Genomic DNA, 26676 nt, shown 5'->3' with positions numbered 1-26676 from the left:
ATAGATAAGTCGAGTGATTCAGTAAAAAAGTATGTACAACTGGAAACGCTTTTGGTGTCCAATTACGGGTAAGCTAAAGTTTGATCATTTAGGATTTTTAGCTGATCCCGAAGATTATGGATATATAACGGATCCAGATGTAGTTCCCTTCACAGATATATCCCATATTCCCTGTTTAGTGTTGCTGGGTGAGGCGGGTATCGGGAAAACAACAGCAGCCAAGCAAGAGTACACACAAAGGTTAGAGCAAGTTCGTGATTCTGACGATGAGTGTCTGTGGTTTGAACTGGGTGAATATGAAACAGATACAAGATTGTGTCAGAAAATTTTCGAGAACCAGACAGTGCAAACGTGGCGCAAGGGAAGTAATAAACTCTATCTATTCCTCGATAGTTTAGATGAGGGACTACTCTCAATAAAAATACTGGTTAGAATTTTGAAGCGTGAGATTGAGAACCTTCCTTGTGAGCGTCTTTACCTACGGATTACCTGTAGAACCGCTGATTGGTCGGATAGTTTAGAACAAAAGCTTAAACAGAAATGGGGAGAAGAAAATGTCGGGATATATCAACTTGCTCCCTTGCGCCGAAGTGATGTTATTGAAGCCGCAAAACAGCAAAACATAAATTCTGATGAATTCATCCAGGAGGTTATTCAGCGAGAAGCCGTTCCATTGGCAATTAAACCAATTACGTTAAAATTCTTACTGAGCATCTATCAAAAAAATCAACAATTTCCTGATTCTCAGAAAGAATTGTATAAGCAGGGGTGTTTAAAACTGTGTCAGGAAGTGAACCCAGATCGGTTCGAGGCTGGTTTCACAGGTCAACTTGATGAAAATCAACGCCTAATTGTAGCAGGTCGTATCGCGGCGTTAACAATCTTAGCGAATCGAGCCGCTATTTGGACAAGTCCAGAAACTGAAGATATGCCAGATTCGGATATAGCCATTGGGGATTTATGTGGCGGTCAAGAAAACATCAATCAGCAAAAGTTTGATATTGATAAAGTTTGCATTCAAGATGTACTATCTGTTACAGGTTTATTTTCGGGACGAGGAACAAATCGCATCGGTTTTGCTCACCAAACTTATGCTGAATTTCTAGCCGCTTGGTACTTGGTTGAGCGTAACATTCCTTTAGTCCAGGTTATGAGTCTGATTGTGTCTTCCGATGATCCTGAACACAAATTAGTCCCTCAACTTCATGAAACCGCTGCATGGTTAGCCAGTATGAGGGATGACATTTTTCAAGAAATTGTCAGGACTGATCCTGAGGTGATACTACGAAGTGACATATCCACAGATGCAAGTAAGAAGGTTATTATTGATAACTTACTGAAGCAATACAATGAAGGAAAAATATTTCCAAGTTTAGATAATTTTATAAGAGACAAAAAACTTAAGCATTCTGGATTAGCTGAACAACTGCGTCCTTATATTCAGGATTCAAGTAAGCAGTTTCATGCTAGGCATGAGGCGATAGAGATTGCTGAAGTTTGTGAGATATCTGAACTTCAGGAAGATTTAGTAAACTTAGCACTTGATTCATCTCAACCTATAAGACTCAGAGTAAAGGCAGCAATAGCTATCGGTTCAATTGGTGGTGCAGATACAAAATTAAAGTTGAAACCTTTAGCTGTTAGTGAAATTGCCGAAGATGAAAATGATGAACTTAAAGGTGTATCTCTGATGGCAGTTTGGTCGGAACATTTGACAGCAGAGGAATTATTTAGAGTTATAACTCCTCCTAAAACTAGAAACATTTTTGGTTGTTATCAAGATTTTCTCGAATCTAAACTTGTGCCAAAGCTTGAGTCAACTGATTTATTAATCGCTCTCAATTGGGTTGCCAAGCAAGAGGTGAGGCATTTTGGACATCCCTTTGAAGAATTGACAAATTCTATCCTTTTAAAAGCTTGGGATAATTTTGATAGTCCTGGAGTTGTAGAAAGTTTTGCTAATATAGCCCTGATCCAGTGGCAAGAGTATCAGCCATTTATAACATCAAGCAGTTATGATAAATCACTTCTATCTAATGAAGATGGTAAACGGCACAAATTGATAGAGCAAGTAGTTCTGCTTCTTGCTGAATTAAAAGATGAGTCACCTTATTTACTAAGCTTGGCCCAAGAGAATCTTTGGTTGGAGAAAGAGATTCTATGGATGCTTGATAAGCTCCACCAGTCTACGTCCGAGTCTACGCAAAAAACTTGGGCAAAATTGATTAAGCGCATTTCTCGTAATTTTATAACTTCACAAGATAACTTTAAGTATGGTCGAGAAATAGATGCTATTCTTACAGAGACTGAAACGAATAACATTTTGCGTGAAGAGTTGATCTACTATGTGGAAGCTATTCAGTTAGACTCAGTTGATGCCAATAGAATGAAGGCTGAGTATCTAGAAGATAAAAAATGGGAAAATCCTGAACAAAAGCCGACTTCTTTCGAGCCATCTCTGAAAGAAAGAATTATTTTATTACTAGAACAGCTAGAGGCTGGAAACATGGATGCTTGGTGGCGACTCAACTTGGAGATGACTCTCCAAGCTTACGGCTATGACTTTGAATCAGATTTAACTAAATTTCCTGGATGGAAAAAAGCAGAGTTAGATACTAGACGCAGAATTATTCAGGGGGCTAATAAGTACATTCATGAGCAAAACGAAGTAGCTGACGACTGGATAGGGACAAATAACTATAATCGACCAGCATTCGCTGGATGTAGGGCTTTGCAGTTACTTTTAAAAGAATCTTCAGATTGCCTAGATACTCTTTCTTCCGAAATATGGCAGAAGTGGACACCTGTTATCATTGCTTTTCCTGCTAGTAATCAGAACTATCTGGAGTTAGTTAAACTATCTTATTCTAATGCTCCCGATAAAGTGATTGATACACTATTCTTACTTATAGATAAAAAAAGGGAAGGATATAACTATCCATACATTACCCAAAAACTTAAAAAATGTTGGGACGAGCGATTAAAATCTGCTTGTTTTCAAAAAGCAAAAGATAAAGCGCTGAATCCTAAATGGATGGGAAGGTTACTAGATGAACTTCTGCATCATGACTTCAATGAGGCGAGGGAATTTGCACAATCACTGATTACTTTTCCACTCCCCCCACATCCAGAAGAACGCGAACGAACTATTGTTGCAGCTATAGTGTTGCTGGAAAACGCTGAACCTAATAGCTGGTCAAAGGTTTGGTCAGTTATTCAGCAAGACCCGAACTTTGGACGAGAGATATTTGAATTAGAAACTTACAGTTCCTCACATGGCATGAATTTAAACATCACAGAGGAACAAATGGCTGACCTTTATATATGGTTAGTTCAGCAATATCCTGAAAATGAAAACTATAAGCCCCAGAGTGATTCCGGTGAAAAGGGTATGAATACACCTACTTACGTTGTAGACAATGGACAAACTTTAACTGAATTAATTAATCAATACCGTGTAAATAATAGACAACGTATTGTTGGTTTTAGAAATCGTATACTGACTCAACTGAAAGAAAAAGGAACACCTCAAGCCTGTGCTGAGATTCAGCGTATTGCTCAAGCATTTCCTGAAGAGACGAAATTAAAATGGACGTTGCGAGAGGCTCAAAATATCAGGCGGCGTAAAACTTGGACTCCACCCAATCCTGATCAAATACTGCAACTTTTTAATGACTCCGAAAAACGTCTGGTTAAGGATGGGAATGAACTGTTAGCGGTGTTAATAGAATCGCTAGAAAGTTTGCAGAAAAAACTTCATGATCAGAATCCTGCTGTTATAGATTTATGGAACGAAATCAAATGGACTCAAGTTAGAAGGTTAGCTGATTCCTTAGTTAAGCCGTTCAATCTTGATAAAATTGATGTTTGGGGTAAAGTAGATTGGAAAAAGGTTAAAGGTAGTACCTATATTCCCAAAGATGAGAATCCGTTTTCTGACTATGTAGCGCGATACTTAGATTGTCTCAAGTCAAAAGGCGTCATTATCAACCGGGAAGTTGAAATTCGTCGAGGTGAACGAACAGATATTCAAGTTGATGCTGTGATCAAGAATCGAAATGGAGAGGTTTATGATTCTATAACTGTCATCATTGAAGCGAAAGGCTGCTGGAATAAAAAAGAGTTAGATACTGCAATGGAAGAACAACTTGTCAATCGCTATCTCAAGGATAATCGCTGTCAGCATGGTCTTTACCTCATCGCCTGGTTTAATTGTGAACAGTGGGATGATAGCGATTCTAGAAAGCGCCAAGCACCAAAAATCAGTATTGAGGAAGCCAAAGAAAAATTTGAGCAGCAAGCCGCAGAATTATCTAATTCCGGCGTGAGAGTTAAAGCTTTTGTCCTCAATACAGCGTTGCGAATGTAGATAATAGGGTTGACGGCTCTACTCATGTTTTACATTCTGATTTATAATTCGATCGCCTCTTGGAGTACATTCTCAGCAATTAGTGGACTTAAACCCCGAACCGTCGTAATGTCCACCTTACTGTTCAAGAAAGACTCTAAATCATTGATCAATCCTCCAGGAAACCAAGCACTTGTGCAGTTTCGATCATAATCAATCAAAAAATCAATATCGCTCTGTTCGGTTGCTTCTCCTCGTGCGACAGAGCCAAATACTCGAATACTGTGAGCGCCATGTTTGGTGAAAATGGCAAGTAATTCATCCCGGCGTTCTCGTAAGTTTTGAATCGTTCGGATTGCGGTTGAGCAGCCCATATTGACTCTTTATCGTAATCTGTAAGGGTACGGCAATGCCGTACCCCTACACCAATGGTACTGGACTAACACAGCTAAAATTGTGGACTAGATTTGACGTTTAAACCGGGCGCAAGCCTTGCGCCCCTACAATGCTAATCCACCAATTAAGGTGTGCCACGCCAGTACGCCGTGGGCTGATGCGAATGGGTGATGTGGGACAGATAGTGGCGGGTTCCCCTGGCTGTTGAGCTGTAAACGGTGAAGCGGTTTAACCCGATTCATTTATAGTGAGATAGGTAGACTGTCGCTATTCTATCGCCACCTATGCCCCTTTGCATTAACCCCACTTGCCCAAAACCTGACACCTCCGAGAATGAGCATCAGCGCTTCTGTCAAAGCTGCGGCTCAGAGTTGCTGCTGAATGGGCGTTATCGGGTGATGCGCCTGATTAGTGATAAGAGTGGCTTTGGTAATATCTATGACGTCTATGAAGGGAGTACGCCGAAAATCCTCAAAGTTCTCAAGGATCACCTCAACAGTGACGCCAAGGCGGTGGAACTGTTTGAACAAGAGGCGGTGGTGTTAGGGCGACTGAACCATCCGGGTATTCCGCAAGTGGATAGTTCGTTCCTCTATCAGACGCGCAATGGGTTAGGCTTGCACTGCTTGGTGATGGAAAAGATAGAGGGACCCACTTTAGAGCAGTGGTTAGAACAACAGCACAATCGACCCATTTCTGAGGCGCAAGCGATCGCGTGGTTAAAACAGCTTGCGATTATTCTACAGCTTATTCATGATCAGCAGTATCTGCATCGGGATATTAAACCCTCTAATATTATGCTCCGCCCTGATGGGCAGTTGGTGTTAATTGATTTTGGTACAGCCAGAGAAGTCACCCGCACCTATCTAGCTAAAGTGGGCGCAGGTGGCGGGATTACAGCCGTTATTTCATCCGGGTATACCGCCCCCGAACAAATGAATGGGGAAGCGGTAAGACAATCGGATTTCTTTGCCTTGGGACGTACTTTCGTCTTTTTGTTAACCGGACATCATCCCAGCCAGTTGTATGATGCTCAAACCGATGAATTAAACTGGCGGAATCACACCACCGGGATTTCCCCAAACTTATTGCAATTTATCGATGAATTAATGGCACGACAGGTTCGCGATCGCCCGCCAACTGCCCAAGCTATTTTACAACGCCTAGATACCTTAGAGCATCAACCCGCCACATTGACGGAAACCCTGAAAGTGGGAGTCGCTCCCCTCCCTCAACCCGAACCCGCCCCAGAACGCCACTCTGGGCGCTGGCAAGTGCTAATTTTAGTGTTAGCGATACTGGTCATTTTAGGGATTGGGATTATCGGTTCAGGCGGGTTAAATTCCCAATGGGTTTGGATATTTACCCCAGCGCAAGCGCCGCAAAGAAAGGGAGATGTGGATTATTTTCCTTATGTTGAAGGTGCCGATAGTGAAGGGAGAACCGCTGAATTTAGTGTGGCGGTACTTTCACGGGAATATAAATGGAAACTGGGGAGTACGTTTCAAGTTAACTATAATCAGCAGATGATCCCTATTGATGCGTTACGGTCAAATTTAGAGGATGAAGGGATACAAAGTTTGATGGAAAATCCCAGTGAAATTATTTCTGTGGGAACCGCTTCTTGTGAAGGAACGCCCGTGGGAGAAGAACGGCGAGCCTTTCAACGTGCCGAACAAATCCAACTGTTAGCCAAAAAGTTATTTCGGGATGTAGCCTCAGTCGAAAATTATCGCCTATTAAATTTGGGTCAATTTAACGGAGACAATTGTCAGCCGGATCAAGATGCTACATCTTACCAACGTAGTATTATTATTATCGGCGTGAAAGATAAAACCCCTGGTGTGATTGTCGATGAAGCCTTGCGATCGCGCTTGGAAAAGACACCCTTTGGGGATTTTCGCCTAGAGGATTACTCCCTGGGTTCGCCTGAGCGGTTTCAAACCATATCCAGTCAGCTAGAGAACCCGGAAACACCGGAAACACCAGAAACACCAGAGACACCGGAAACACCAGAGACACAGGAAATACCGGAAACGCCAGAGATACCGGAAACGCCAGAGATACCGGAAATACCGGAAACGCCAGAGATACCGGAAACGCCAGAGATACCGGAAACGCCAGAGATACCGGAAACGCCAGAGATACCGGAAACGCCAGAGACACCAGGATCGTAGGGTAGCACTGCGGCAAACCATCTAAAACCAAATCGAGTCAGTCTATTTGGACTACAAACTTGGTATAAACTCCAGTTCCAAGCCACAACGCCCAAAATAGTACACAAAAGAATAGTAGAGACGTTACCTGTAACACCTCTACCTTTAATATTTTGATACCCCCAAGGGAATTCGAATCCCTGTCGCCTCCGTGAAAGGGAGGTGTCCTAGGCCTCTAGACGATGGGGGCTTGTTTCTCAGACGTTAATAAATATAACGAACATTTTCGGGCTTGTCAACTCCTGAGCCAACAAATTAATCGGGAAAATTTATTTCTCCAACTGAGTGACTAGATGAATCAACTCTGGTAAAATGAGCTTCTCCATGGCGAGTGTGACCGCTCCCGTAGAACCAGGAAGGGAGAAAACTAGCTTACGGCGATACACTCCAGCGACAGCCCGTGAAGCGATCGCGCGTGAGCCAATCTCTTGGTAACTGAGCCAACGAAAGACCTCACCAAATCCGGGTAAGGTCTTCTCTAATAAACTCGCTAAGGCATCATAGGTGGTATCTCGCGCCGCAATCCCCGTACCCCCGTTAACCACGACAGCCTGAATATCCGAACGCTGGGCGAGGGCTTGCAGATACGTCTGAATCTGGTTCGGTTCATCCTTGAGAATTTCGTAAGCGACAACCGCATGACCTGCATCACGCAGCAATTGCTGGATGCACGAACCACTGCGATCAGAGTTCTGCGATCGCGTATCACTGACTGTCACCACAGCAGTCGCGATCGATCTTGAGCCTATATTGGGATGAGGCTGATGAGTCATATCATATCCTCTATTTTCCCTAGAGGGACGGGTTTAGTACAGTTATCAGTTTTTCCCCCAGTGTTATCGGTGAAACCCGCCCCGAAAAAACGGGTGGAAAACTTCTGTCGTGGCTACTGGAGAATCAAGATTTACTGAATCCTAAACCATTCTCCTCAGCATAGCGCTCCATGAAACGCATAAAACGATCCCATTCTTCTTGCGATTTCATGATCACAATTGCTTCTAATGCCGTCGGTTGTCCATTGACAAATTTGCCTTTAACCTCTCGGCTGACCAGATCTCCTTCTTCATCCATCAGGTATATACCTGTTATTTCTTCACCATAGTTGCCATTAAGCGCCTTGGGATTATCAAAATAAAATGTTGCCGTACCATTGCTGCCATCACGAGAGCGAGTCAGGCGCACATCAGGTACAACTTCTTCGTCAATGCCTCTAATAAATTGAATTTTAGCCATGAGCCGTTCAATCAAAATTTAAGAAGGTTATCACCAATTGTAATGATCAGCCGTGCTTGCCATTTGCACAAGGACTGGAGTTGGAAATTTCCTCAAGGTGTGAATTCAGTTCTACGTCCAACCCCGAGGAACTGCTGCGTCTTGAGCATCCAGACACTGATCACCGATTGTTTAATCTCCGCCCATCTAGTCCTACCTGGGAACAGCAAGCGATTTTGGCGTTTAGATTTCATAGTGATTTTAGCAAAAACTTTACAATTAACAAAAAAATACCGTTTTCCTGCCATAACGACCGAGGTAATGGCAAAATTGATAGAGCAGATCATCATCCTTAACCAATATCAATGGGCAAAAAGCGGGTTCTCTCTGGAGTTCAACCAACTGGAAATCTTCACCTGGGTAACTATCTCGGAGCAATCCGTAATTGGGTAGAAGCCCAGAGTCAGTATGAAAATTTCTTTTGCGTCGTCGATTTACACGCGATTACGGTGCCCCATAATCCAGCAACTCTAGCCGCTGATACCTACACCATCGCGGCGTTATATCTAGCCTGTGGGGTTGATTTGAACGATTCCACCATCTTTGTCCAATCTCACATCCCCGCTCATTGTGAACTCACCTGGCTGTTTAACTGCGTCACGCCTATAAATTGGCTAGAACGGATGATTCAGTTTAAAGAAAAGGCGGTGAAGCAGGGCGAAAATGTTAGTACAGGTTTACTAGACTACCCGGTGCTGATGGCAGCCGATATTTTGCTCTATGATGCGGATTTAGTACCCGTAGGAGAAGACCAAAAGCAACATATCGAACTGACTCGTGATATTGTGATTCGGATTAATGACCAGTATGGCAGCAAGAAAAAGCCCGTGCTGAAATTGCCCGAACCCTTAATCCGCAAAGAAGGAGCGCGGGTGATGAGTCTCACCGATGGCACGAAAAAAATGTCCAAATCTGACCCCTCCCCGATGAGTCGGATTAATCTGCTGGATTCTCCAGAGGAGATACAAAAGAAAATTAAGCGCTGTAAAACTGATCCGATTAAGGGGCTAGAATTTGACAATCCCGAACGTCCAGAGTGTCATAACTTGCTCTCGCTTTATACCCTACTGTCGGGGAAAACCCAGGAAGCTGTCGCCGCCGAATGTCAGGATATGGGGTGGGGACAGTTCAAAACGGTGTTAAGTGAGGCAACAATTGAAGCCCTTAAACCCATTCAGCAAAACTATCAAGCCGTGATGGAAGATAAGGGTTATCTAGAGTCAGTCTTACGTCAAGGGCGGGAGAAAGCAGAAGCGATCGCGCTCTCAACCCTCTCCCGAGTCAAGGCAGCTATGGGGTATTCTACACCCCTGTAGAGACGTGCCATGGCACGTCTGGGAGCAGGGGAAGCAGGGGGAGCAGGGGAAGCAGGGGAAGCAGGGGAAGCAGGGGGAGCAGGGGGAGCGGATTACAAATGACGAATGACAAATGACAAATAAGAAATAACAAATGACAAATAACAAATAAGAAATGACAAGCCTTACTCAACCCTCGTTCCGAGACGCGGTTAAATCAGGGGAATTCTTAATTACGGCAGAGGTTAGCCCCCCCAAGGGAGGTGACGCTAGCCAGATGATTAACTTGGCAAAACCGCTAAAGAATCGCGTTCATGCCGTTAATCTTACCGATGGCTCTAGGGCAGTGTTGCGGATGTCGTCCTTAGCCGCCGCCGCTATTTTAGTCCAACATGGGATAGAACCGATCTGTCAGATCGCTTGCCGCGATCGCAATCGATTGGGGTTACAGGCAGATCTGATGGGAGCGCAGGCTTTGGGCATTCGTAACATTCTTGCCCTCACCGGTGATCCGGTAAAAGTCGGTGATCATCCTGACGCCAAGCCCGTTTTTGATCTAGAATCAGTACGTTTGCTCCAGCTAATCAGTAAACTCAATAACGGTTTCGATGCTAATGACAAGCCATTGTCCGATGGAAAGACAGAGTTATTTGCTGGAGCCGCCGTTGACCCTCAGTTAAAAAGTTGGTCTGGATTACAACGTCGGTTTGAGCGTAAACTAGAAGCGGGTGCCCAGTTTTTCCAGAGTCAACTGATTGCTGATTTCCAGCGGCTGGAAATGTTTATGGATAAAATTGCGGCTGACACCGATAAGCCGATTTTAGCGGGGATATTTTTGATTAAATCGGCGAAAAATGCTCGATTTCTGAATAAATACGTTCCCGGTGTTAATATTCCCCAATCAATTATTGATCGACTGGCAGAAGCCGCCGATCCACTGCAAGAAGGGATGAAAATTGCCGCTGAACAAATCCAACTCGCGAGACAATTATGTCAGGGTGTGCATATTATGGTGATTAAGCGAGAAGATTTGATTCCCCAGATTCTGGATTTAGCGGGAATCGCACCCCTAAATCGGTAAAATGAATTTCATAGACCGAAATGTTTTCGGTTGCGATCGCAATGTTCCAGATGTGCCAGGCAATGTCCTGATTGACCGACTGGGAATGAGGATAAATCAGGTGTAGCAAAAATCATGTTTTGAACATTAAGTATTTTGGCGTGTAATTTTTGGGTTTATATTCAGGTTCCGACATGAATGTAGGGGGCTTGATTTGAGGACAAAGAAGGACGGATGAATAAGACGGTAGATACCGAAATTTGTAACGTTACAGTGTATGATAACCAGGCGCTAGTCACGCGCCGAGGGATTGTACAGCTAACGGGTGAGGAACGGGAACTGGTGATTGCTAATTTGCCCGTAACGCTTCTGAGTGAGTCCGTTCAGGTGTCGAGTACGGGTCATGCAGGGGGGCGATTATTGGAGGTACGGACGGAAAAAACCAGCACTCGTGAAGGGACTCATCCCAAAGTTAGCCAACTGTCTGAAGAAATTGGTCAGTTAGAAGATCAAAGACGTCAGGGACAAGATATGCTGACGTTGCTGAATTTACAGCGGAATTTTATCAAAAATTTAGGCAATCAGTATCTGGAACGCTTGACAAAATCCCAAAATCCTGAACCGTTGAACTTGACTCAAATCGGGGAATTGCTGGATTTTGTCGGAGAACGGTGGCAGAATTTATCGGGTGCGATCGCGCAACAGGATCAGGATCAAAAACAGGTCAACACTCAGTTACAAGCGGTGCGAGGGCAGTTTCAGCAGCTCTCTACTCCCCAGATTCATGACAGCTTTAATATCATTGTCACCCTAGAACCAGCGGGGGCGGGTGAATTGGCGCTCTTAGTTTCTTACCGAGTTAAGGGAGCAAGTTGGCAACCCGTCTATGATGTCCATTGGCAAGATAGCCAGCAAACCGCCCGACTCAGTTACCTGGCTCAAATTACCCAAAACACCGGTGAGGATTGGTTGGGTGTAGCGCTTACTCTTTCCACCGCTCAACCGGGGGTAGGGCGGCAAATTCCCCCAATTACGCCTTGGTATATTGATTTGCAACAGCCTAGCGCTTTGGCGAATCGGACAACAACCAACCCAAAGGAGCATAACGCACCTCGCCCCACATTGGTGAATATGCCCTTTGCGGGGATAGCGCCAGAACCTGAACCGACGATAGATGACGAGTTAGAGCGGTTGAGAGCCCAAAAGAAACTGGGGGAACAGCCGGGACAAAAGGGTATTGTTACCTTTACTCTTGACAGTAAAGCAACGATTCCCAGTGACGGGGTGAGCCATAAGGTCTCTATTTTCCACAGAGATGATTATCCCTGTAGGGCTGAGTATGTGGCGATGTCGCGCCAACTTAATTTTGCTTACCTGAAAGCCGCGGTTAGGAATCCGTTGAATGGCGTTACTTTATTACCAGGACAGATCAGTATCTTTCGCGATAATAGGTTTATTGGCATCAGCGAAATCCCGAATATTGCCCCAGGTCAAGAGTTTCAAATGGATTTGGGTGTGGACGATGGGTTGAAAATTGAGCGGTATCTGGTGGAACGACAAATAGATAAGAAGCTGATTGGCAATCAACAGCGGGAAGTAGCGACGTATGGGTATCGGTTAACGGTGGCAAATTTACGGGAGCAAGATGCACAGGTTAAGGTGATGGAACAACTGCCGGTGAGTTGTCATTCTCAACTGAAAGTTCGGCTGACTGATGCTAATCCCTCTATGGAAATCGGTGAGTTGGGTGTGTTGGAATGGTTACTAACTTTGCCTTCTCTTTCTTGTCAGGAATTGTCCTATCAGTTTACGGTGGAGTATTTGCCAGAATTTAGGGTTATCGGGTTGGATGTTTAGCAATGTTTGTCAGCCACTTAATCACTCGATGGCACTCTGGGTCTTCCGTAGTTAGTGTGCTAAATTGTTAGTTTGGTTTGCCGTAATGTTGGACAGCAATAGCTTTAACCATTTTTACCCGGATTTCAAGTCATTTTCAGACGCTTAAAAGCTACAGTCCTTATGTGGCAAGATTCATGGTTTATTTAAACTGATAGTTTAGCACACGCTTGTCCGGAAGACCCAAGCATTCTCAGCGGCGCAAGAAAACGAAAGGCTAAGCTTAGATTAACAACGGTTTGAGCAGAGGGCGACCCGATCAATTTAAGTGGATTTTAGTTGTTAATTGATGCAGGCGGGTCGCCCCTACTATACCTGGAAATGAAGAGGATAAGGGTATCTCTAGAAGCTAGTTCGATTACTGACGCCACACTTCATCAACAACATCTTAGTCTAAACTCCAGTAGGAAGGTATCCCATTGGGATACAATAGCTCAATCCGTTTTTTTCGGATCTTGGCTTCCTCCAGGCAAAATTCTTCTATTTGACTAACTACATCTTCTTCAATCCCAATATATTTGGCAAGTTTGCGAACAGCAGCTTTTTCCTCGGCATGATATTCTCTATCAGCAGAACAAGCATGAATGGCAAAATAAATAATTAGGCGCGGAACGCTACTAGAACTGGTGTCTGACTCAAAACCTCCTGCAAATCCTCATTGGGTTCATAGGTTTTGGCTAGTTCATATCTGGGATTGCGATAGGCAGCAACGCAACCAGCTAGCCAGCTTCTTTCTTCTGGTGCTAGGATTCCATCTCCTTTAGCGCAAATGAGGACGGCTTTAATAAACCCTTCATAGTCTTCAGTTGCTGGGATAGTTTTTATCCCTAACATTTCATTGAGCATCCACTGACTAGCATCCTGTTCTATATCCGACACATTTAACTTCCTCTTGAAAAGAGCGTGTAACAGTCTCAATTATCATACACTATAATAGCGCTTCGCGCAGGTAGAGTTACACTTTGTTTGTACGAACCTCTCATCTGGACTCAGCTTCAGGTACGGGAGTTGTAAATACACGCCTAGCGACCTTCTGTCAAGGAGCGGAAAGCACTAATTTTAGAACACGCCTCTTTCATTGATGCGACTCACATAAGCGATGAAAAGTTGCGTAAAGCCTACAAGTTAGGGAAAATTATTTCCTCATTCTCAAAAATTGACAAGGCTTTCTCTCAATTGGCTGCCAGCGAAACTTCAAATAATTCTTAACTTGATTAATCAGTGCAATTAGCTGAGACAAAAGCTAATCTTATACCAAGTTGCAGTCTAAGGTAGAATCTGTCATGCTGAGCATAACGCAGTGAAACGGAGTGAAGCGAAGCATCTGTCCAGATTCTTCGCTTCGCTCTCCAATGACATGATAGAACGCAACTTTGTATTAGCCTTTTTTAATCACTGCTCTGTAAATGAAATGGCATAAATTTTATAAAGGGAAAAGTGAGAGTTGTTCAACGAGTTCTTTCCCTCGCGGTTTATCTCCTTGAATCAAACTGTAAAGATAAGTGCCAATGGCTTTTGCCAATCCAACAGGTACAGCATTACCAATTTGTTTATATTTAGACGTTATTGAACCCTGAAAAATCCAGTCGTCAGGAAAGGTTTGGATTCTAGCACATTCTCGCACAGTCAAGGGACGCAGTTCGACAGGGTGACACATATCTGTGGCTTTTTGCTGTGGACTTGTCGTCACATTAGGTGAAGGCTTATCCCAGGACAATCGCCTGTAAAATCCAACTTTACCACCCCCTGACTTGTAAGCACCTCCCATTGCCTCTTCTTTCAAATTTTCGGGTAAATATCTCCAGTTTTGTCCTGATTTGAGGAGTATCAAATACTTTAAGCGCTTTTCTGAGTAAGGTGTAAACTCTGGATTTTGTTCAACTAAATTGGTTAAAGCATCTCGTAAAGTACGCCACTTGGGTAAATCTCTACCGCCTTGAGAATGGGTAGCCAAAGGAAATGTAACAGATTCACCGTCTCTGGAACCAATAAACACAACCCGCTCTCTATTTTGAGGAACCCCATAATCGGCAGCTTCTAAAAGGTTGTACACCAAGTTGTATCCTAGTTCGTGCATTTCTGCTAGTACCACATTAAGGGCTGCACCTCTCATTTCGTCCGGTTCTAAAGGTGGATAATCTGCGCCTCGTTGGTTAATGGGTCGGTGACGAATAGCAGCAGAAAGTAATCCTTTCACATTCTCCATAACGAAAAATCGGGGTTGAATGTCTCGAACAACGCGGACAAACTCCATAAATAAACTGCCACGAGGGTCCAAGACTGAAGCCCTTTTTCCTGCTGTACTAAAAGGCTGACAAGGTGCGCCACCCACCACCAAGTCCACCTCATTCGGGCGTAATGCTCTCCCCTTCCCTAAAACTCGACTCCCTTCTAAAAGTAAATCTTGGGTACTGATTGTTTCAATTGCTCTGGGGATAGCACTTTCATGAAGATAGGGTCGGTTAAGGGCTATGGTTTTTACCGAATCCCGGTCTTTCTCAACCACGCTTACGGTATGAAATCCGGCTAACTCTAAACCTAGGTCTAAACCAAAAGCCCCTGAAAACAGAGAAATAGAAATAGCTTTGCCATCTATCACGGCTGTCACTCCTACGCTAAATTACCCTTCTTGTTTTACGCCTTATAGTCTCCCTGGGCGCTTTGTCGTTGTAATTATTGTATCGTAATGGTTTCAGATGTTTTTATTCAGGGAAGTTTGACCGGACATGATATTATATTAAGTATTATAGAGCGAATCCGTGCAAGGCAGTGGCAACTAATTGAAAGTGAAGCTAAGTAGTCAGACAAAAGAAAACGGCATTGTACTAAGTTTTGTAAATAGTCCTCAAACCCTTACAAAGGACAAATGACGAATGACAAATGACGATCTCCACCGTTAGCTTTTATTGTGTCCACCCACTTATCGCAGTGGAACTGGAAAAAATGCGGAATCTGGAGAAAAAAGCCTATATATTATAATTCTTGGAATTAGCAACAGTGACGCAGGAAATTAACGAAAATATTGATCTGCGATCGCAACAATTGGAGGGGGTTGGTTTTGGACTGTATGATTCGTTTCATCTAGCTTGTGCGGAGGCTTTGTGCGACTACTCAGCCGCCCCTGCAGCTTTCATGATACCCACGACTTCCGGATACCCATTAAATTCAGCAATCATCATCGCCGTATAGCCCCCCCGATTTTTGAGGGTGACATCCGCACCCGCGTCTAATAAACATTTCACAGCAGGGATATAACCTCGATGGGCTGCCCACATTAAGGCTGTCGCCCCGGCACTATCTCGCTGATTCACATCAACCCCGGCTGCTAATAATGAGCGTATCAGTTCACTATCCCCTTGATCAGCCACCTTCATTAACAGGGTTTTCCCTTTTATATCGGTCAGATTGGCATTTGCCCCCGCTTTGAGCAATACTGTTACCGTTTCGGGGTATCCCTGAAATAGGGCAAGGGTAAGTGGGGTTTCGCCTTGGTTGGTGGTATTTACGTCAGCACCATGGTGCACTAGCGCGATCGCAATCTCTGTGTGACCATGTAAAGCGGCTAGCATCAGTGGGGTGTCACCGAGCTTATTTTTCAGGTCTACGTTAGCATTACGCGGGAGTAACGCCTCCACAACCGCCCTATGCCCTTCTACCGAGGCTAAATGTAAGGCTGTCTCCCCATCCGCATCCTGGAGATTAATCTCTGCGCCTGCATCCAGTAATACTTTCACAATGTCACAATGACCCCCGGCTGCTGCCGCCATTAGTGCCGTTCCCCCCCTGGGATTGTGGTGATTCACATCCGCACCCGCCGCGACTAAAGCTTGAACCACTAACGTATGCCCTTGATCCCCTGCTAACGTCAGCGCCGTTTCACCATCCTCATCTTGCAAATTGACATCAGCACCATGCGCCAACAATGACTGAATAATCGATAAATAACCTAACTCCGCCGCCTGGATGAGTGCGGTTCTGCCATCAATGTTGCGAGTATTGGCATCAAACCCACCCTCCAGCAATCGGTTCACCATCTGAGTATGACCCTCACTCGCCGCCAGCAGCAATGCCTCTGAACTGAGTGTGCCATCTGCCCCGGCTTCAAGTAAGATGTTGACAATTTGAAGATGACCACTTTCCGCCGCTAGCTTCAGGGCGTTATCGTTATCTTTATCTTGGATATTGACATCGGCATCTGCTTGTAGTAAGCGTTGCACCAGTGTGAGATGACCTTTATGTGCCGCTACCATCAGCGCGGTGCTACCATCTTCATTCTTGGCGTTAACATCAGCACCTGCCGCAATTAGCGTTTCCACTGCATCCACCTGATTGGCGGCAACGGCTAGCATGAGTGCGGTTAAATGGTATCGTTTTCGCGGCAGGTTAACCTTAGCACCTGCGGCAATGAGCGATCGCACAATTTCTGTATACCCCCGTTGAGCCGCGATCATCAATGCCGTTGTACCATCGCCATCGGTTAAATCGATATTCACCCCCTGACTCAGTAGGGCTTTGATTTGGGTCAAGTTACCACTTTGGGCGGCTTTCAGCAGTAAGCCATCAGTGTTTTGGATCATCGCTGTTGTCTAATTGCAGGGGAAATCTACCTCTTGGGAGGGAAGCCAGTTTCGTGATCAGACTTTAGACGAAACCGCAGCTATGCTATGTTAACTTTTGTCACTATATTAAAATTGCTCCAAGAAGCTATGAACTTCGACATCCCAGAACCGATTAAAGTTTACTCCCAATTCTTTCACCCTATAGTGATGTGGCTGCTGCTGGCAACTGCTATTTATGCCCTGTATTTGGGGATCAAAATTCAACAGACGAGAACGGCAGAAGGTGAACTCCGCAAAGAGCTAGTCAAGGGCAAATACAACATCAAACACCATCAAATTGGTTCAGCCCTGTTAGCCTTTATGGTGATTGGCACCGTCGGAGGAATGGCAGTCACTTACATCAACAACGGCAAATTATTTTTCGGTTCCCACTTACTGGTTGGCTTGGGAATGACCGCCATGATTGCCACCTCAGCGTCTCTGACACCCTTCATGCAAAAAGGGCATAATTGGGCACGTTATAGCCATATTGCCCTAAATGCAGGGCTTTTAGGACTGTTTGGCTGGCAAGCGGTGACGGGAATGCAGATTGTGCAGAAGATTATCAGCAAAATGTAATATCGCAGAAGGCTCCAGCGCCGAAGAGACGGAACAAGGAAATGATAACTCTTGAGGGGGAGATGATATGACCCCTCCCTAGCCCTCCCCTGCAAGAGGGAAGGGGACTATATTTTTTATGATCAAACAAGGAACCTTTGAGAATACCCTGTTGCCTAACCCATGACCCATTCCTTCGATCACACAGAAGCCTGGTATCCTGTTCATTACCTTAAGGATTTAGATCAGTCTCAACCTACTCAATTCACACTCCTGGATCGAGATTTAGTCATCTGGTGGGACAAGGTTACCGATCGCTGGCGTGTCTTTGATGATCAATGCCCTCATCGACTTGCTCCCCTTTCACAAGGTAGGATTGCTGAAGATGGACTGCTGGAATGTCCCTATCATGGTTGGGCATTCACCGGAGAAGGAAAGTGCGATCGCATTCCGCAAAAAACCGAAGACAGTAGCGCCCAAACCTCTCAACGCGCCTGCGTTACCGCCTTACCCACGACTGAATGTCAAGGGCTATTATTTGTTTATCCCGGCAACCCAGAAAACGCGCCCAATGTCAAGGTTCCTATCGTCGAACCCTTAAACGATTCCCCAGAGGAATGGGTTTGTATCGATACGTTTCGGGACTTACCCTATGATGCCTTAACATTGCTGGAAAACGTGCTAGATGTAAGCCACGTTCCCTTTACCCATCATCGCTCGGTGAGCGATCGCGCCTATGCCAGTCCGGTTGAGCTAGAAGTCACCGAATCCGGCAAACAGGGGTTTAAAGGGGTTTGGGAACAAGGACCCCGTAAAGGAACCCTAGGACGCCAAGACACCACCTTTATTGCTCCCACATTAATGTGGCATGACCTCACCTCGAAACAGTTTGGCAGAACCATGACGGTGGTGTATGCGACGCCGATTCGCAAGGGAGAATGTCGCCTATTTGCTCGCTTTCCTTTTAAATTTGCGTCTAAACTCCCCGGTTTCTTTATTAAACTCACGCCTCGCTGGTATTCTCACATTGGGCAGAATGGGGTTTTGGAAGATGACCAAATTTTTCTCCATTATCAGGAACGCTATCTAGAGTCCAAAGGCGGGAGTGCCAATTTCAGCAAAGCGTTTTACTTACCCACTAAAGCTGATCGGTTTGTGTTGGAGTTGCGCCAGTGGGTGAATCAGTACAATGCAGATCCATTCCCAGACCAACCCTTACCTCCCCGATTATCACAGGAGACTTTACTGGATCGCTATCACTCTCATACGGTTAAGTGTAAGAGTTGCAGCACCGCCTTAGCTAGAATTCGCCAGATTCGTAGAGGTGTTGCCGTTGTGGGGGCAATGGCTTGGGCGATTATCCCATTACTAGCACTATTTTTTGACAAAACGGCAACGGTAGCCGCTATTGTCTCCAGTGGAGTGGCATTAATTTCTGGCTTCGGCTGGTTCGGATTGAGTCTGCTGGAACGGCGATTCTACGAAGGGCGAACGATTCCACCCCGGAATTTAGCACAGGGGTAGGGAAGATAGGGGAGATAGGGGAGATAGGGGAGATGGGGGAGAAATTGTAGAGACGTTCCGGTGGAACGTCTTTTGTAGGGGCGGGTTTTACCATTAACATTTGCTTGTCACCCTGATATAACTAAACCCGCCCCGATTAGAGTGCTTTTCGGGAAGCGAGTATAACAAAAGACAAAATACAAATGACAAATGACAAATGATAAATGATAAATGACGAATGACAAATGACAAATGACCGATAATATACTGATAAGCAAATTGTCGCTTAATGAATTAGTCGAACGTGTGAGGAAAAAGAGTTGATTAGCCCAATCATCTGTTTTGTTCTGGCATTTGTCCTCGCTTCCTTCGTGGAGTACTGGATGCATCGCTTGATGCACGCGAATGCCCGCATTGGTGAACGTCACCGGGATCATCACCGCCGCAATGAAGGACAGGGGGTGCTGTGGGAGTTCCGGGATTATGTGCGGGGTAGCTTTATTGTTATGTGCCTCTTATTTTTCTATTCCTGGCAAGTTGGACTGGGTTGGTTCCTAGGCGGACTGGTTTATGCTGCCTTTTCTGCTTATGCTCATCAGCTACAGCACGAAAATCCAACAAAGTGTTTCTGGATGAAAATGCCGGTTCACTATGTTCACCACAAATATCAAATGTGGCATCACAATTTTGGTTTAGCTATCGATTGGTGGGATCGAGTTTTTGGAACGTATAAGCCTGTGGATTGGCTCACCGATGAGGAATTGAAACAACCTGAACGCGGCTATTTACAATTGCGCTGGCGGTAAAAGGTGCAGGGGAAGCTGGGGAAGCAATGTAGAGACGTAGCATGCTACGTCTGGAAGCTGGGGAAGCTGGGGGAGATAGGGAAGCTGGGGGAGATAATGACAAATGACAAATGACAAATGACCAATCACAATGGAATTTTTACGATAAATTCGGTTCCTTGCCCAAGAGTTGAAGTGCAATAGATTTGCCCTTTGTGTTTTTCGACGACAATCTGATGGCTAATCGATAATCCTAACCCTGTACCACTACCGACAGGTTTTGTGGTAAAAAATGGATCGAATATTTTTGGCATATTTTCTTTATTTATACCCGAACCATTGTCAATGATTCGGATAACAATACAGTCTCTTGTCAATTTTGCATTATCCATTGACTGTTGTTTTTTATCCGTATCGATTTCAGTAGAGATAGTAATTAATCGTGGTGACGGTTGATCCTCCAAAGCATCGATCGCATTATTCAGGATATTCATAAACACCTGATTCAACTGACTGGCATAACAGGTTATTAATGGCAGTTTACCATAGTTTTTAACCACCTGAATATTTTGGACATTACCTGCTGCTTTCAATCGATGCTGTAAAATTAAAAGGGTATTATCAATACCTTCATGAATATCAACTTTCTTGATTTCTTTTTCATCCAAGCGGGAGAAGTTTCTTAACGATAGAACAATGGCACGGATGCGATCGGTGCCAATTTGCATGGAGTTGAGCAAATTTTGCCAATCTTTGAGCAGAAATTCTAGATCAATGTCTTCAATCAGTTGTTGAAGTTCTGCTGTGGGAGTGGGATAGGTCTTTTGATAAGTTTGAATCAAACGAACTAAATCTTGAACATATTCCTTCGCAGGAGTCAAATTACCATGAATAAAACTAACCGGATTGTTAATTTCGTGTGCCACACCAGCAACCATTTGCCCCAGACTGGACATTTTTTCGCTGTGAACCAATTGGGCTTGGGTGCGTTTGAGTTGATTTAAAGTGAGTTTCAGATCTAGGGCTTGTTCTTGAGTCTTCTGTAATAATTGAGCCTGCTGTACGGCGACGCCAAACTGAGTGGCTATCTGCACCACGACACTGATTTCCGATTTTCGCCAAGCGCGAGGACTGGAGTTTTGATAGGTGGCGAGTAATCCCCAAAGTTTTTTACCACAAAATATGGGAGCAATAATGTAGGATCGGGCTTGAAATTGTTCCAGTAGTTCGATATAACAGGGAGTAAATTCAGCGTTATAAATATCTTCAACAACTCGATAACTTGCACCTTGGCTGTAAGCACCACCTTGAGTATCTTTGAGATAGGTATCCTGTAGCGAGTTATCTGATTGGAGATTGGTAATTTTAACGTTTGGATGAGAATAGGGCGGATAAATTTGGGGATGGAAACTTGAAATAGAGAGATTTTCTGCGCCATCCAAGGTTTTGATAGTACAATTTTCTGATTCTAGGGCATCGGCTTTGAGATCAGGGTTATTTTGCTGTTCAATGGTTAACGTCACCCAACCCTCCGCCACAGACTCGGCGACAAATTCGCCACTCCAATCCGGATTGAACCGATAGATGGCGACGCGATCGCACCTCAAGACATGGCGCAATTCTTCTGTTGTCGCTGTGAATATCTTGTCAATATCCAGGGTTTGACGCATCCGTTGCAAGACTGTCGCGATCGCCCTCTCCCGCACTGCACTCTCCCGTAAGGCTTCCTCTGTGCGTTTGCGTTCAATGGCTGTGGCAATGATATTGGCAATGGCTTGCAAAAAGTAAATATCATCATCGGTGAATTGGCGTTTTTGGGTGGTATGAACCGCTAATACGCCAAAGGGTTGATTTTGACCGGGAATTCTCGTACTCATCCCACTGACAATCCCATGTTCCTGGAGTAAAGGTGAACCCTGAAACCGTTTCTCTGTGGGTAAGTCTGTGACAATAATCGGTTCCCAACAGACCAAACTATAACCGAATTGGGATTCTTTTCCAGCACTTACTGTAGCTTGACCCACTAATCCCGCTTGCCAACCGAATCCGGCTACAAGAAGCAATTCCTCACCATTGGGTAAACGTTGCAGAATTTGGCAATAGTCTAGATTCAACGTTTGGGCAACTAGAGTGACTGTCCAATCCATTAAGAGTGATAAATCTGCCTCAATTAATGCCTCTTTACCCAGTTGTGCGATCGCGGCGTCTTGGCGTTGGCGAATCCGTAGCGCTGCTTCGGCTTGTTTGCGTGGGGTAATATCAGTCACCCGTACCAGATGCATTGGCTGACCTGCCACATCAATTTGCCGAATTGCCAAGTTACCCCAAAATACGTTACCTTTTTTACTGACATATTCTAACTCTTGCTGCCAAAAGCCATAGCGCTTAACCTGATTGGCGATAGAACGGAGTTGTCCGGTCGTAAATCTTTTTTTTTGGAGAAGATGCCCCTCGGTATTGAGTAATTCTTGCTTACTTTGGGCTTCAAAGAGTTCTACCGCACGGTGATTGCAATCTGAAATCACCAAAGTTTTGGCATTGACGATAAAAATGGCATCAGCCGATTCATTAAATATCGATTCAAATAAGTCCTTAGCACGAGTATTGTCTTGGACTGTGCTAAATGACTGGGAGGTTGACTTTCTTAGCCAACGTGTGATCAAAATGATCATCCATGTCGTGCTCACGAATAGTCCTAGACATAAAATAATCGTCATGCGCGTGTTAATAGCGTTAGGCTGGAAAAATTTGTTGGTTTTAGCTAAAATTAAATGGTTAGAGGAATTGCCGGGCTGAGCGCGATCGCTAATTTCGTGAGCTAATTGAGCAGCTACCTCATTGACAGCTTGTCCATTGCTGAAAGTCAAATATCCCACTGACCCTACCATTGCTGCAATTGGCACAACAAAGAGGATAATCAGGATGGTTCCCAGGGACGTTTGCCTCAACTCCTGGGCAATCAGGTGGTATATTGTTCTAATATACATAGGAGGTGCATAGATAATCAAAACCCTACTTCAGACTAACATCCCCTAGAGTGTCAGTTTGTATTCAGGATTGCTGTAGCCATTAGCACCAGACAGACTAACAGAGTAAGTAGGTAGGAACAATTAAAGGCGGGCGGTGGGGATTGTCATTTGTAATACTCGCTTCCCGAAAAGAAGCAATCTACGTTTATGTAAGGGTTTGAGGCGTGCTTACAAAAACTAATCTAATTAAGCTTATTTCCACCAACCTACTTATTTGAATTAAAGGGATTTTAGTAAGCCAATTTAACTTTATACTTGACAAATTGGAAACTTTACTTTTGTTAGAGTTATCAAATGATTTAAGTGAAGGTTGCTTCTACCGATGAATGCAAAATTGAACAAGACTTGATATAATCTCTAATATTTGTTCCCAAACCCGCCCCTTAAGCCTAGTGTTGGGTCGAAACTCACTTTCACTTCATGTTTGCCAATTTCCTTCCCGCCCAAATCCAGCAGCTTACTGAGTCTACCTCAATTGCCCAAGCCCAGGCGATCGCACGCCAAGATATTCTCACACCCCTGAACCCCCAACCCATTGCCACCACTTATGTCCACCAGGGAAAAGGGGGAACACCCATCCTGTTATTACATGGCTTTGATAGTTCCATCTTTGAATTCCGCCGCCTGTTTCCCAAATTAGCTGAACACCAGGAAACATGGGCGGTAGATTTACTGGGATTTGGCTTTACGGATCGGATATCTGGGATCACGTTTAGCGCCAGCGCGATCGCAACTCATCTGTATTATTTCTGGAAAACCCAAATAGAAGTCCCCGTAATTCTGGTTGGGGCGTCGATGGGAGGGGCGGCGGCGATTGATTTTACCTTAACCTATCCCCAAGCCGTGAAAAAGCTGGTATTGCTGGATAGTGCAGGTTTCACCAGTCCCCCGCCCATTGGCAAATTGTTGTTTCCCCCCTTGGATTATTGGGCGGTTGAGTTTCTGCGGCGTCCCCAGGTGCGGGAAAATATTAGTAAGAACGCCTATTGTGATCCCAGGTTTGTTTCTGTTGATGCTTTACTTTGTGCTGCGCTTCATCTAGAAATGCCGGGATGGCATCGGGCATTAATTTCATTTACTAAAAGTGGAGGATATCCGCCCATTGCCCAAAAACTGAGCAAAATTCAGCAGCCAACTTTGATTTTATGGGGAAAAGATGACCGAATTTTGGGAACAAAATATGCTCACAAGTTTGAAGCGGCTATTTCTAATTCTCAACTAATATGGATTGATGACTGTGGTCATGTCCCGCACCTGGAAAAGCCGGAAATAACAGCAGAATATATACAGCAGTTTACTTATGAATAAGGACGGGTTTTGTTGTAAATTTATGGGTGAGACATACGGCAATTTTGAGAGGCAGGGCGGGTTTTGTTGTAAATTTATGGGTGAATATGTGAATTGAGTCCCTAAACCCGCCCCTACATTTATGACCACTGACTAAATGGATGCCGGACTAAATTAGCATTGTAATAGTGAGGATCTCCAGTTACTTCTTGACCAATCCAATCCGGTAACTCTACATCTTGATTTTCATCAGTTAGTTCGACTTCGGCAAAAATTAATCCTTCATTCTCACCCATAAACTCATCCACTTCCCAGACTAAACCCTTACACTCTATCCTATAGCGCGTTTTTTCAATCAAAGGGCGATCGCACAATGTCTCTAGCATCTCTTGAGCATCTGATCCGGGAATCGGATACTCGTACTCGACTCTGGAAAAACTCTCGGTTTTCCCTTTAATTGTCAGATAGCCCTGATCTCCAACTAAACGCACGCGCACCGTCGTCAGGTTATGAGTAGCAATATAACCTTGACGATAGAGCATTCCTTGACCAATGGTGCGCCATTGATCGCCTTTAACTAAAAATTTTCGTTCAATTTCGATTGCCATGGCTGCAATTGTAGCTCTTTGGGAACAAAAAATAGAGTATCAGTTTGGCAGGCGCGATCGCACTTAATACCGAGTTGCAGTTTAATATAGAATCCCCCTCAGCTTTACTTTTGTCCTACTACTTAGGGGACTTTGGTTAGGCAGCCAGTTGGGTGTGCCATCGAAGGGTTTATCCTGATCACAAAGAGGCGCGATCGCAGCTAAGAAAACCTGGCTAATATTCCATATATAGAATATGTTGGACTTATGGATCGGATTGTGACGCTTAAAGCCCTGTCCACCCTGCGGTTATTGAAACAGGTGCAAGATATCAGTATAATCAGAAGGTATAATGTTCAAAGCAATAATTATGTCAACCAAAACACTGGATATTCAAAAATTACAAATCACTGTTCTTGAATTAATCTCTTTGATTCAAGATGACCAAGAAATAGTAATTACTAAAGGTAATACTCCCATTGCTAGATTAACTCTACTTAATTCTGCTGAACCCAATATCTGGGAATCAGAAAAGACACCACAGCCAGGATTAAATTTAGGAGCGATGGTAATGAGTGATGATTTTGAACAACCTTTACCTGATGAATTTTGGTTACAAAATCCATGAAATTACTGTTAGATACACATACCTTTATTTTCTGTTCTTTATTTTCTGGGATAGTCAGCCATCAAAACTTTCTCCAAGAGCCTTAGAGTTATTAACGAATAAAGATAATCTTAGATTATTAAGTGTTGTTAGTCTCTGGGAAATACAGATTAAACAGCAGTTAGGTAAACTAAAATTAAATAAAACCTTGCCAGAAATTATAATTCTTCAACAGAATAATTATATCGAAATATTACCCATCACTGTTGATCATATTTTAGCTTTAGATAGTTTGCCGATGCATCACAAAGATCCTTTTGATCGGTTATTGATTGCTCAAGCTAATATAGAAAATGCTGTGCTGATTAGTTGTGATTCTGTTTTTGCTAATTACTCAGTTAAACTTGAATGGTAGTTTATTTTCTGTGGGAAAAAGGAGCGATCGCCACTAATCAAACGAAATGCGATCGCTCTTGGGGTTAGGGATTCGTAGACATCCCATCGGCAATTGAGAAGGTGCGTTACGCTTTTAGCTAACGCACCCTACTGACATCACCCACCTTAATTGTGACTTTATAAAAATGCTACAATCCTTACCTGACAATGCTTTACGCTAATTTCCTATTGCACCATTTTAGCTGGGTCATGCCACGACAAGATAAGCGCGATCGCACTATTGCACTATTACCTGAGATGGGGCATTCCACAAATCTTGGTTGTTGGAATAAGCCACCTTGTAAGTTGGGTTATAGTAGTAGTTCAATTGGAAATTGTTTAGACTACCCGCTGGTAAAACTCGGACGATCTGAATCGTAAACGTTTGCCGTAAACTCGTTGCCTGAGGTTCTATGTGTCCGATTTCGATTTGTGCTGACGGACGCCACTGCCCATCAGAAGACAGGAATTGTGTCTGAACATTGGGCTGATCTGGAGTTTCCCCAGTGGATATAAAGACTGAGACATCAAGAAGAGAAACTGGCAGTTTGTTGATGACGTAAAAGTAGCTTGTGTAGGTGTAGCTGGGGCTTGCATCATCTTTTATGAAGTGCTTAAACGATCTTTCCAACTTAATTCCCACCACAGGGTCGCCGTCAAGCCTATAATCGGGATTGTAATCCTCGTTGTGAGTCAGAAGGTTTGTGTATAGAGAGGACATATTAATATGCTCTAGTCAAGTTATTTACACTTTTATGACGTTCCCCCACCCCAATTTGTGAATTTTTCGAGTTACAGGCAAAT

23 protein-coding genes and 1 tRNA gene are annotated in these 26676 nt (G+C 44.1%); 12 read left to right on the top strand and 12 right to left on the bottom strand.

Going from position 1 to position 26676, the window contains the following annotated elements:
* The first annotated feature begins 31 nt into the window (after positions 1-31).
* A complete protein-coding gene (locus tag RIG27_RS07715) occupies positions 32-4369 on the top strand; it encodes an NACHT domain-containing protein (RefSeq protein WP_446343931.1) in 4338 nt (1445 codons plus the stop codon).
* A gap of 41 nt (positions 4370-4410) precedes the next feature.
* On the opposite strand, the gene RIG27_RS07710 is transcribed toward RIG27_RS07715, so the two are convergent.
* Positions 4411-4722: a nucleotidyltransferase family protein gene (locus RIG27_RS07710; protein ID WP_446343929.1), complete on the bottom strand. Its 312-nt coding sequence runs from the start codon at positions 4720-4722 to the stop codon at positions 4411-4413.
* Positions 4723-5028: 306 nt separating this feature from the next.
* On the opposite strand from RIG27_RS07710, the gene RIG27_RS07705 reads away from it, so the two are divergent.
* Positions 5029-6921: a protein kinase domain-containing protein gene (locus tag RIG27_RS07705; RefSeq protein WP_446343927.1), complete on the top strand. Its 1893-nt coding sequence runs from the start codon at positions 5029-5031 to the stop codon at positions 6919-6921.
* 156 nt (positions 6922-7077) lie between these two features.
* Here RIG27_RS07705 and RIG27_RS07700 read toward each other — a convergent pair.
* The 3 genes from RIG27_RS07700 to psb28 all read right to left on the bottom strand — a co-directional run bounded on the left by RIG27_RS07700 (position 7078) and on the right by psb28 (position 8193).
* Positions 7078-7150 (bottom strand) — tRNA-Glu (locus RIG27_RS07700).
* Between the two features lie 79 nt (positions 7151-7229).
* The gene (locus tag RIG27_RS07695) at positions 7230-7733 is read right to left on the bottom strand and encodes a MogA/MoaB family molybdenum cofactor biosynthesis protein (RefSeq protein WP_446342437.1); all 504 of its coding nucleotides are present in this window, start codon (positions 7731-7733) and stop codon (positions 7230-7232) included.
* 124 nt (positions 7734-7857) lie between these two features.
* Complete coding sequence (gene psb28 / locus RIG27_RS07690; protein WP_446342439.1) at positions 7858-8193, bottom strand: photosystem II reaction center protein Psb28; 336 nt, start codon at positions 8191-8193, stop codon at positions 7858-7860.
* Between the two features lie 56 nt (positions 8194-8249).
* Here psb28 and RIG27_RS07685 point away from each other — a divergent pair, with 56 nt between their 5' ends.
* The 4 genes from RIG27_RS07685 to RIG27_RS07670 all read left to right on the top strand — a co-directional run bounded on the left by RIG27_RS07685 (position 8250) and on the right by RIG27_RS07670 (position 12444).
* Positions 8250-8528 (top strand): hypothetical protein, encoded by a 279-nt coding sequence (locus RIG27_RS07685; protein WP_446343924.1) that lies wholly within the window; start codon positions 8250-8252, stop codon positions 8526-8528.
* A gap of 9 nt (positions 8529-8537) precedes the next feature.
* Entirely contained in the window at positions 8538-9548 is a 1011-nt protein-coding gene (gene trpS, locus RIG27_RS07680) for a tryptophan--tRNA ligase (RefSeq protein ID WP_446342441.1), read from the top strand.
* A gap of 154 nt (positions 9549-9702) precedes the next feature.
* The gene (locus RIG27_RS07675) at positions 9703-10608 is read left to right on the top strand and encodes a methylenetetrahydrofolate reductase (protein ID WP_446343922.1); all 906 of its coding nucleotides are present in this window, start codon (positions 9703-9705) and stop codon (positions 10606-10608) included.
* A gap of 213 nt (positions 10609-10821) precedes the next feature.
* A complete protein-coding gene (locus tag RIG27_RS07670) occupies positions 10822-12444 on the top strand; it encodes a mucoidy inhibitor MuiA family protein (RefSeq protein WP_446343920.1) in 1623 nt (540 codons plus the stop codon).
* 639 nt (positions 12445-13083) lie between these two features.
* Here the strand turns inward: RIG27_RS07670 and RIG27_RS07665 are convergent.
* The 3 genes from RIG27_RS07665 to RIG27_RS07655 form a co-directional block, all read right to left on the bottom strand.
* Positions 13084-13362, bottom strand: a complete 279-nt coding sequence (locus tag RIG27_RS07665) for a hypothetical protein (RefSeq protein WP_446343918.1) — start codon at positions 13360-13362, stop codon at positions 13084-13086.
* A 544-nt stretch (positions 13363-13906) separates the two neighbouring features.
* Positions 13907-15082, bottom strand: a complete 1176-nt coding sequence (locus tag RIG27_RS07660) for a DNA cytosine methyltransferase (protein ID WP_446343916.1) — start codon at positions 15080-15082, stop codon at positions 13907-13909.
* Positions 15083-15590: 508 nt separating this feature from the next.
* Entirely contained in the window at positions 15591-17060 is a 1470-nt protein-coding gene (locus RIG27_RS07655; protein WP_446343914.1) for an ankyrin repeat domain-containing protein, read from the bottom strand.
* 129 nt (positions 17061-17189) lie between these two features.
* On the opposite strand from RIG27_RS07655, the gene RIG27_RS07650 reads away from it, so the two are divergent.
* On the top strand, positions 17190-17660 hold the full coding sequence (locus RIG27_RS07650) for a DUF4079 domain-containing protein (RefSeq protein WP_446343912.1): 471 nt from the start codon (positions 17190-17192) through the stop codon (positions 17658-17660).
* Between the two features lie 162 nt (positions 17661-17822).
* Positions 17823-19163 (top strand): aromatic ring-hydroxylating dioxygenase subunit alpha, encoded by a 1341-nt coding sequence (locus RIG27_RS07645; RefSeq protein WP_446343910.1) that lies wholly within the window; start codon positions 17823-17825, stop codon positions 19161-19163.
* 107 nt (positions 19164-19270) lie between these two features.
* Here RIG27_RS07645 and RIG27_RS07640 read toward each other — a convergent pair whose 3' ends face one another.
* Complete coding sequence (locus RIG27_RS07640; protein ID WP_446343908.1) at positions 19271-19420, bottom strand: hypothetical protein; 150 nt, start codon at positions 19418-19420, stop codon at positions 19271-19273.
* 42 nt (positions 19421-19462) lie between these two features.
* On the opposite strand from RIG27_RS07640, the gene RIG27_RS07635 reads away from it, so the two are divergent.
* Entirely contained in the window at positions 19463-19948 is a 486-nt protein-coding gene (locus RIG27_RS07635; protein ID WP_446342455.1) for a sterol desaturase family protein, read from the top strand.
* Here the strand turns inward: RIG27_RS07635 and RIG27_RS07630 are convergent.
* Positions 19928-20077 (bottom strand): hypothetical protein, encoded by a 150-nt coding sequence (locus RIG27_RS07630; protein ID WP_446343906.1) that lies wholly within the window; start codon positions 20075-20077, stop codon positions 19928-19930. The two genes, RIG27_RS07635 and RIG27_RS07630, sit on opposite strands and share 21 nt — an antisense overlap.
* Positions 20074-22914, bottom strand: a complete 2841-nt coding sequence (locus RIG27_RS07625; protein ID WP_446343904.1) for a GAF domain-containing sensor histidine kinase — start codon at positions 22912-22914, stop codon at positions 20074-20076. Before RIG27_RS07625 ends, RIG27_RS07630 begins: the two co-directional genes overlap by 4 nt.
* 462 nt (positions 22915-23376) lie before the next feature.
* Between RIG27_RS07625 and RIG27_RS07620 the strand changes: the two genes are divergently transcribed.
* Positions 23377-24264: an alpha/beta fold hydrolase gene (locus tag RIG27_RS07620; protein ID WP_446343902.1), complete on the top strand. Its 888-nt coding sequence runs from the start codon at positions 23377-23379 to the stop codon at positions 24262-24264.
* A gap of 119 nt (positions 24265-24383) precedes the next feature.
* On the opposite strand, the gene RIG27_RS07615 is transcribed toward RIG27_RS07620, so the two are convergent.
* Positions 24384-24851, bottom strand: coding sequence for a CYTH domain-containing protein (locus tag RIG27_RS07615; RefSeq protein ID WP_446343900.1), 468 nt, complete (start codon positions 24849-24851; stop codon positions 24384-24386).
* Positions 24852-25200: 349 nt separating this feature from the next.
* On the opposite strand from RIG27_RS07615, the gene RIG27_RS07610 reads away from it, so the two are divergent.
* Positions 25201-25458 (top strand): type II toxin-antitoxin system Phd/YefM family antitoxin, encoded by a 258-nt coding sequence (locus RIG27_RS07610; RefSeq protein WP_446343898.1) that lies wholly within the window; start codon positions 25201-25203, stop codon positions 25456-25458.
* Positions 25433-25852 carry a type II toxin-antitoxin system VapC family toxin gene (locus RIG27_RS07605; RefSeq protein WP_446343896.1) on the top strand — a complete coding sequence of 140 codons (420 nt, stop codon included), beginning with the start codon at positions 25433-25435 and terminating at the stop codon, positions 25850-25852. Before RIG27_RS07610 ends, RIG27_RS07605 begins: the two co-directional genes overlap by 26 nt.
* A 258-nt stretch (positions 25853-26110) precedes the next feature.
* Here RIG27_RS07605 and RIG27_RS07600 read toward each other — a convergent pair whose 3' ends face one another.
* Positions 26111-26593 carry a hypothetical protein gene (locus tag RIG27_RS07600; protein ID WP_446343894.1) on the bottom strand — a complete coding sequence of 161 codons (483 nt, stop codon included), beginning with the start codon at positions 26591-26593 and terminating at the stop codon, positions 26111-26113.
* Between the last annotated feature and the right edge of the window lie 83 nt (positions 26594-26676).

The organism is Coleofasciculus sp. F4-SAH-05, assembly GCF_040222985.1.
GTDB classification, from domain to species: domain Bacteria; phylum Cyanobacteriota; class Cyanobacteriia; order Cyanobacteriales; family Coleofasciculaceae; genus Coleofasciculus; species Coleofasciculus chthonoplastes.
Note: the sequence above shows the minus strand (reverse complement) of the source record. Positions and strands in the feature narration are given on the sequence as shown.

Excerpts from the sequence above, each read along its gene's own strand:
- RIG27_RS07715 (WP_446343931.1), top strand. The coding sequence starts at position 32 with ATGTACAACTGGAAACGCTTTTGGTGTCCAATTACGGGTAAGCTAAAG.
- RIG27_RS07710 (WP_446343929.1), bottom strand. The coding sequence starts at position 4,722 with ATGGGCTGCTCAACCGCAATCCGAACGATTCAAAACTTACGAGAACGC.
- RIG27_RS07705 (WP_446343927.1), top strand. The coding sequence starts at position 5,029 with ATGCCCCTTTGCATTAACCCCACTTGCCCAAAACCTGACACCTCCGAG.
- RIG27_RS07695 (WP_446342437.1), bottom strand. The coding sequence starts at position 7,733 with ATGACTCATCAGCCTCATCCCAATATAGGCTCAAGATCGATCGCGACT.
- psb28 (WP_446342439.1), bottom strand. The coding sequence starts at position 8,193 with ATGGCTAAAATTCAATTTATTAGAGGCATTGACGAAGAAGTTGTACCT.
- trpS (WP_446342441.1), top strand. The coding sequence starts at position 8,538 with ATGGGCAAAAAGCGGGTTCTCTCTGGAGTTCAACCAACTGGAAATCTT.
- RIG27_RS07675 (WP_446343922.1), top strand. The coding sequence starts at position 9,703 with ATGACAAGCCTTACTCAACCCTCGTTCCGAGACGCGGTTAAATCAGGG.
- RIG27_RS07670 (WP_446343920.1), top strand. The coding sequence starts at position 10,822 with ATGAATAAGACGGTAGATACCGAAATTTGTAACGTTACAGTGTATGAT.
- RIG27_RS07655 (WP_446343914.1), bottom strand. The coding sequence starts at position 17,060 with ATGATCCAAAACACTGATGGCTTACTGCTGAAAGCCGCCCAAAGTGGT.
- RIG27_RS07650 (WP_446343912.1), top strand. The coding sequence starts at position 17,190 with ATGAACTTCGACATCCCAGAACCGATTAAAGTTTACTCCCAATTCTTT.
- RIG27_RS07645 (WP_446343910.1), top strand. The coding sequence starts at position 17,823 with ATGACCCATTCCTTCGATCACACAGAAGCCTGGTATCCTGTTCATTAC.
- RIG27_RS07625 (WP_446343904.1), bottom strand. The coding sequence starts at position 22,914 with ATGTATATTAGAACAATATACCACCTGATTGCCCAGGAGTTGAGGCAA.
- RIG27_RS07620 (WP_446343902.1), top strand. The coding sequence starts at position 23,377 with ATGTTTGCCAATTTCCTTCCCGCCCAAATCCAGCAGCTTACTGAGTCT.
- RIG27_RS07615 (WP_446343900.1), bottom strand. The coding sequence starts at position 24,851 with ATGGCAATCGAAATTGAACGAAAATTTTTAGTTAAAGGCGATCAATGG.
- RIG27_RS07610 (WP_446343898.1), top strand. The coding sequence starts at position 25,201 with ATGTCAACCAAAACACTGGATATTCAAAAATTACAAATCACTGTTCTT.
- RIG27_RS07605 (WP_446343896.1), top strand. The coding sequence starts at position 25,433 with ATGAATTTTGGTTACAAAATCCATGAAATTACTGTTAGATACACATAC.
- RIG27_RS07600 (WP_446343894.1), bottom strand. The coding sequence starts at position 26,593 with ATGTCCTCTCTATACACAAACCTTCTGACTCACAACGAGGATTACAAT.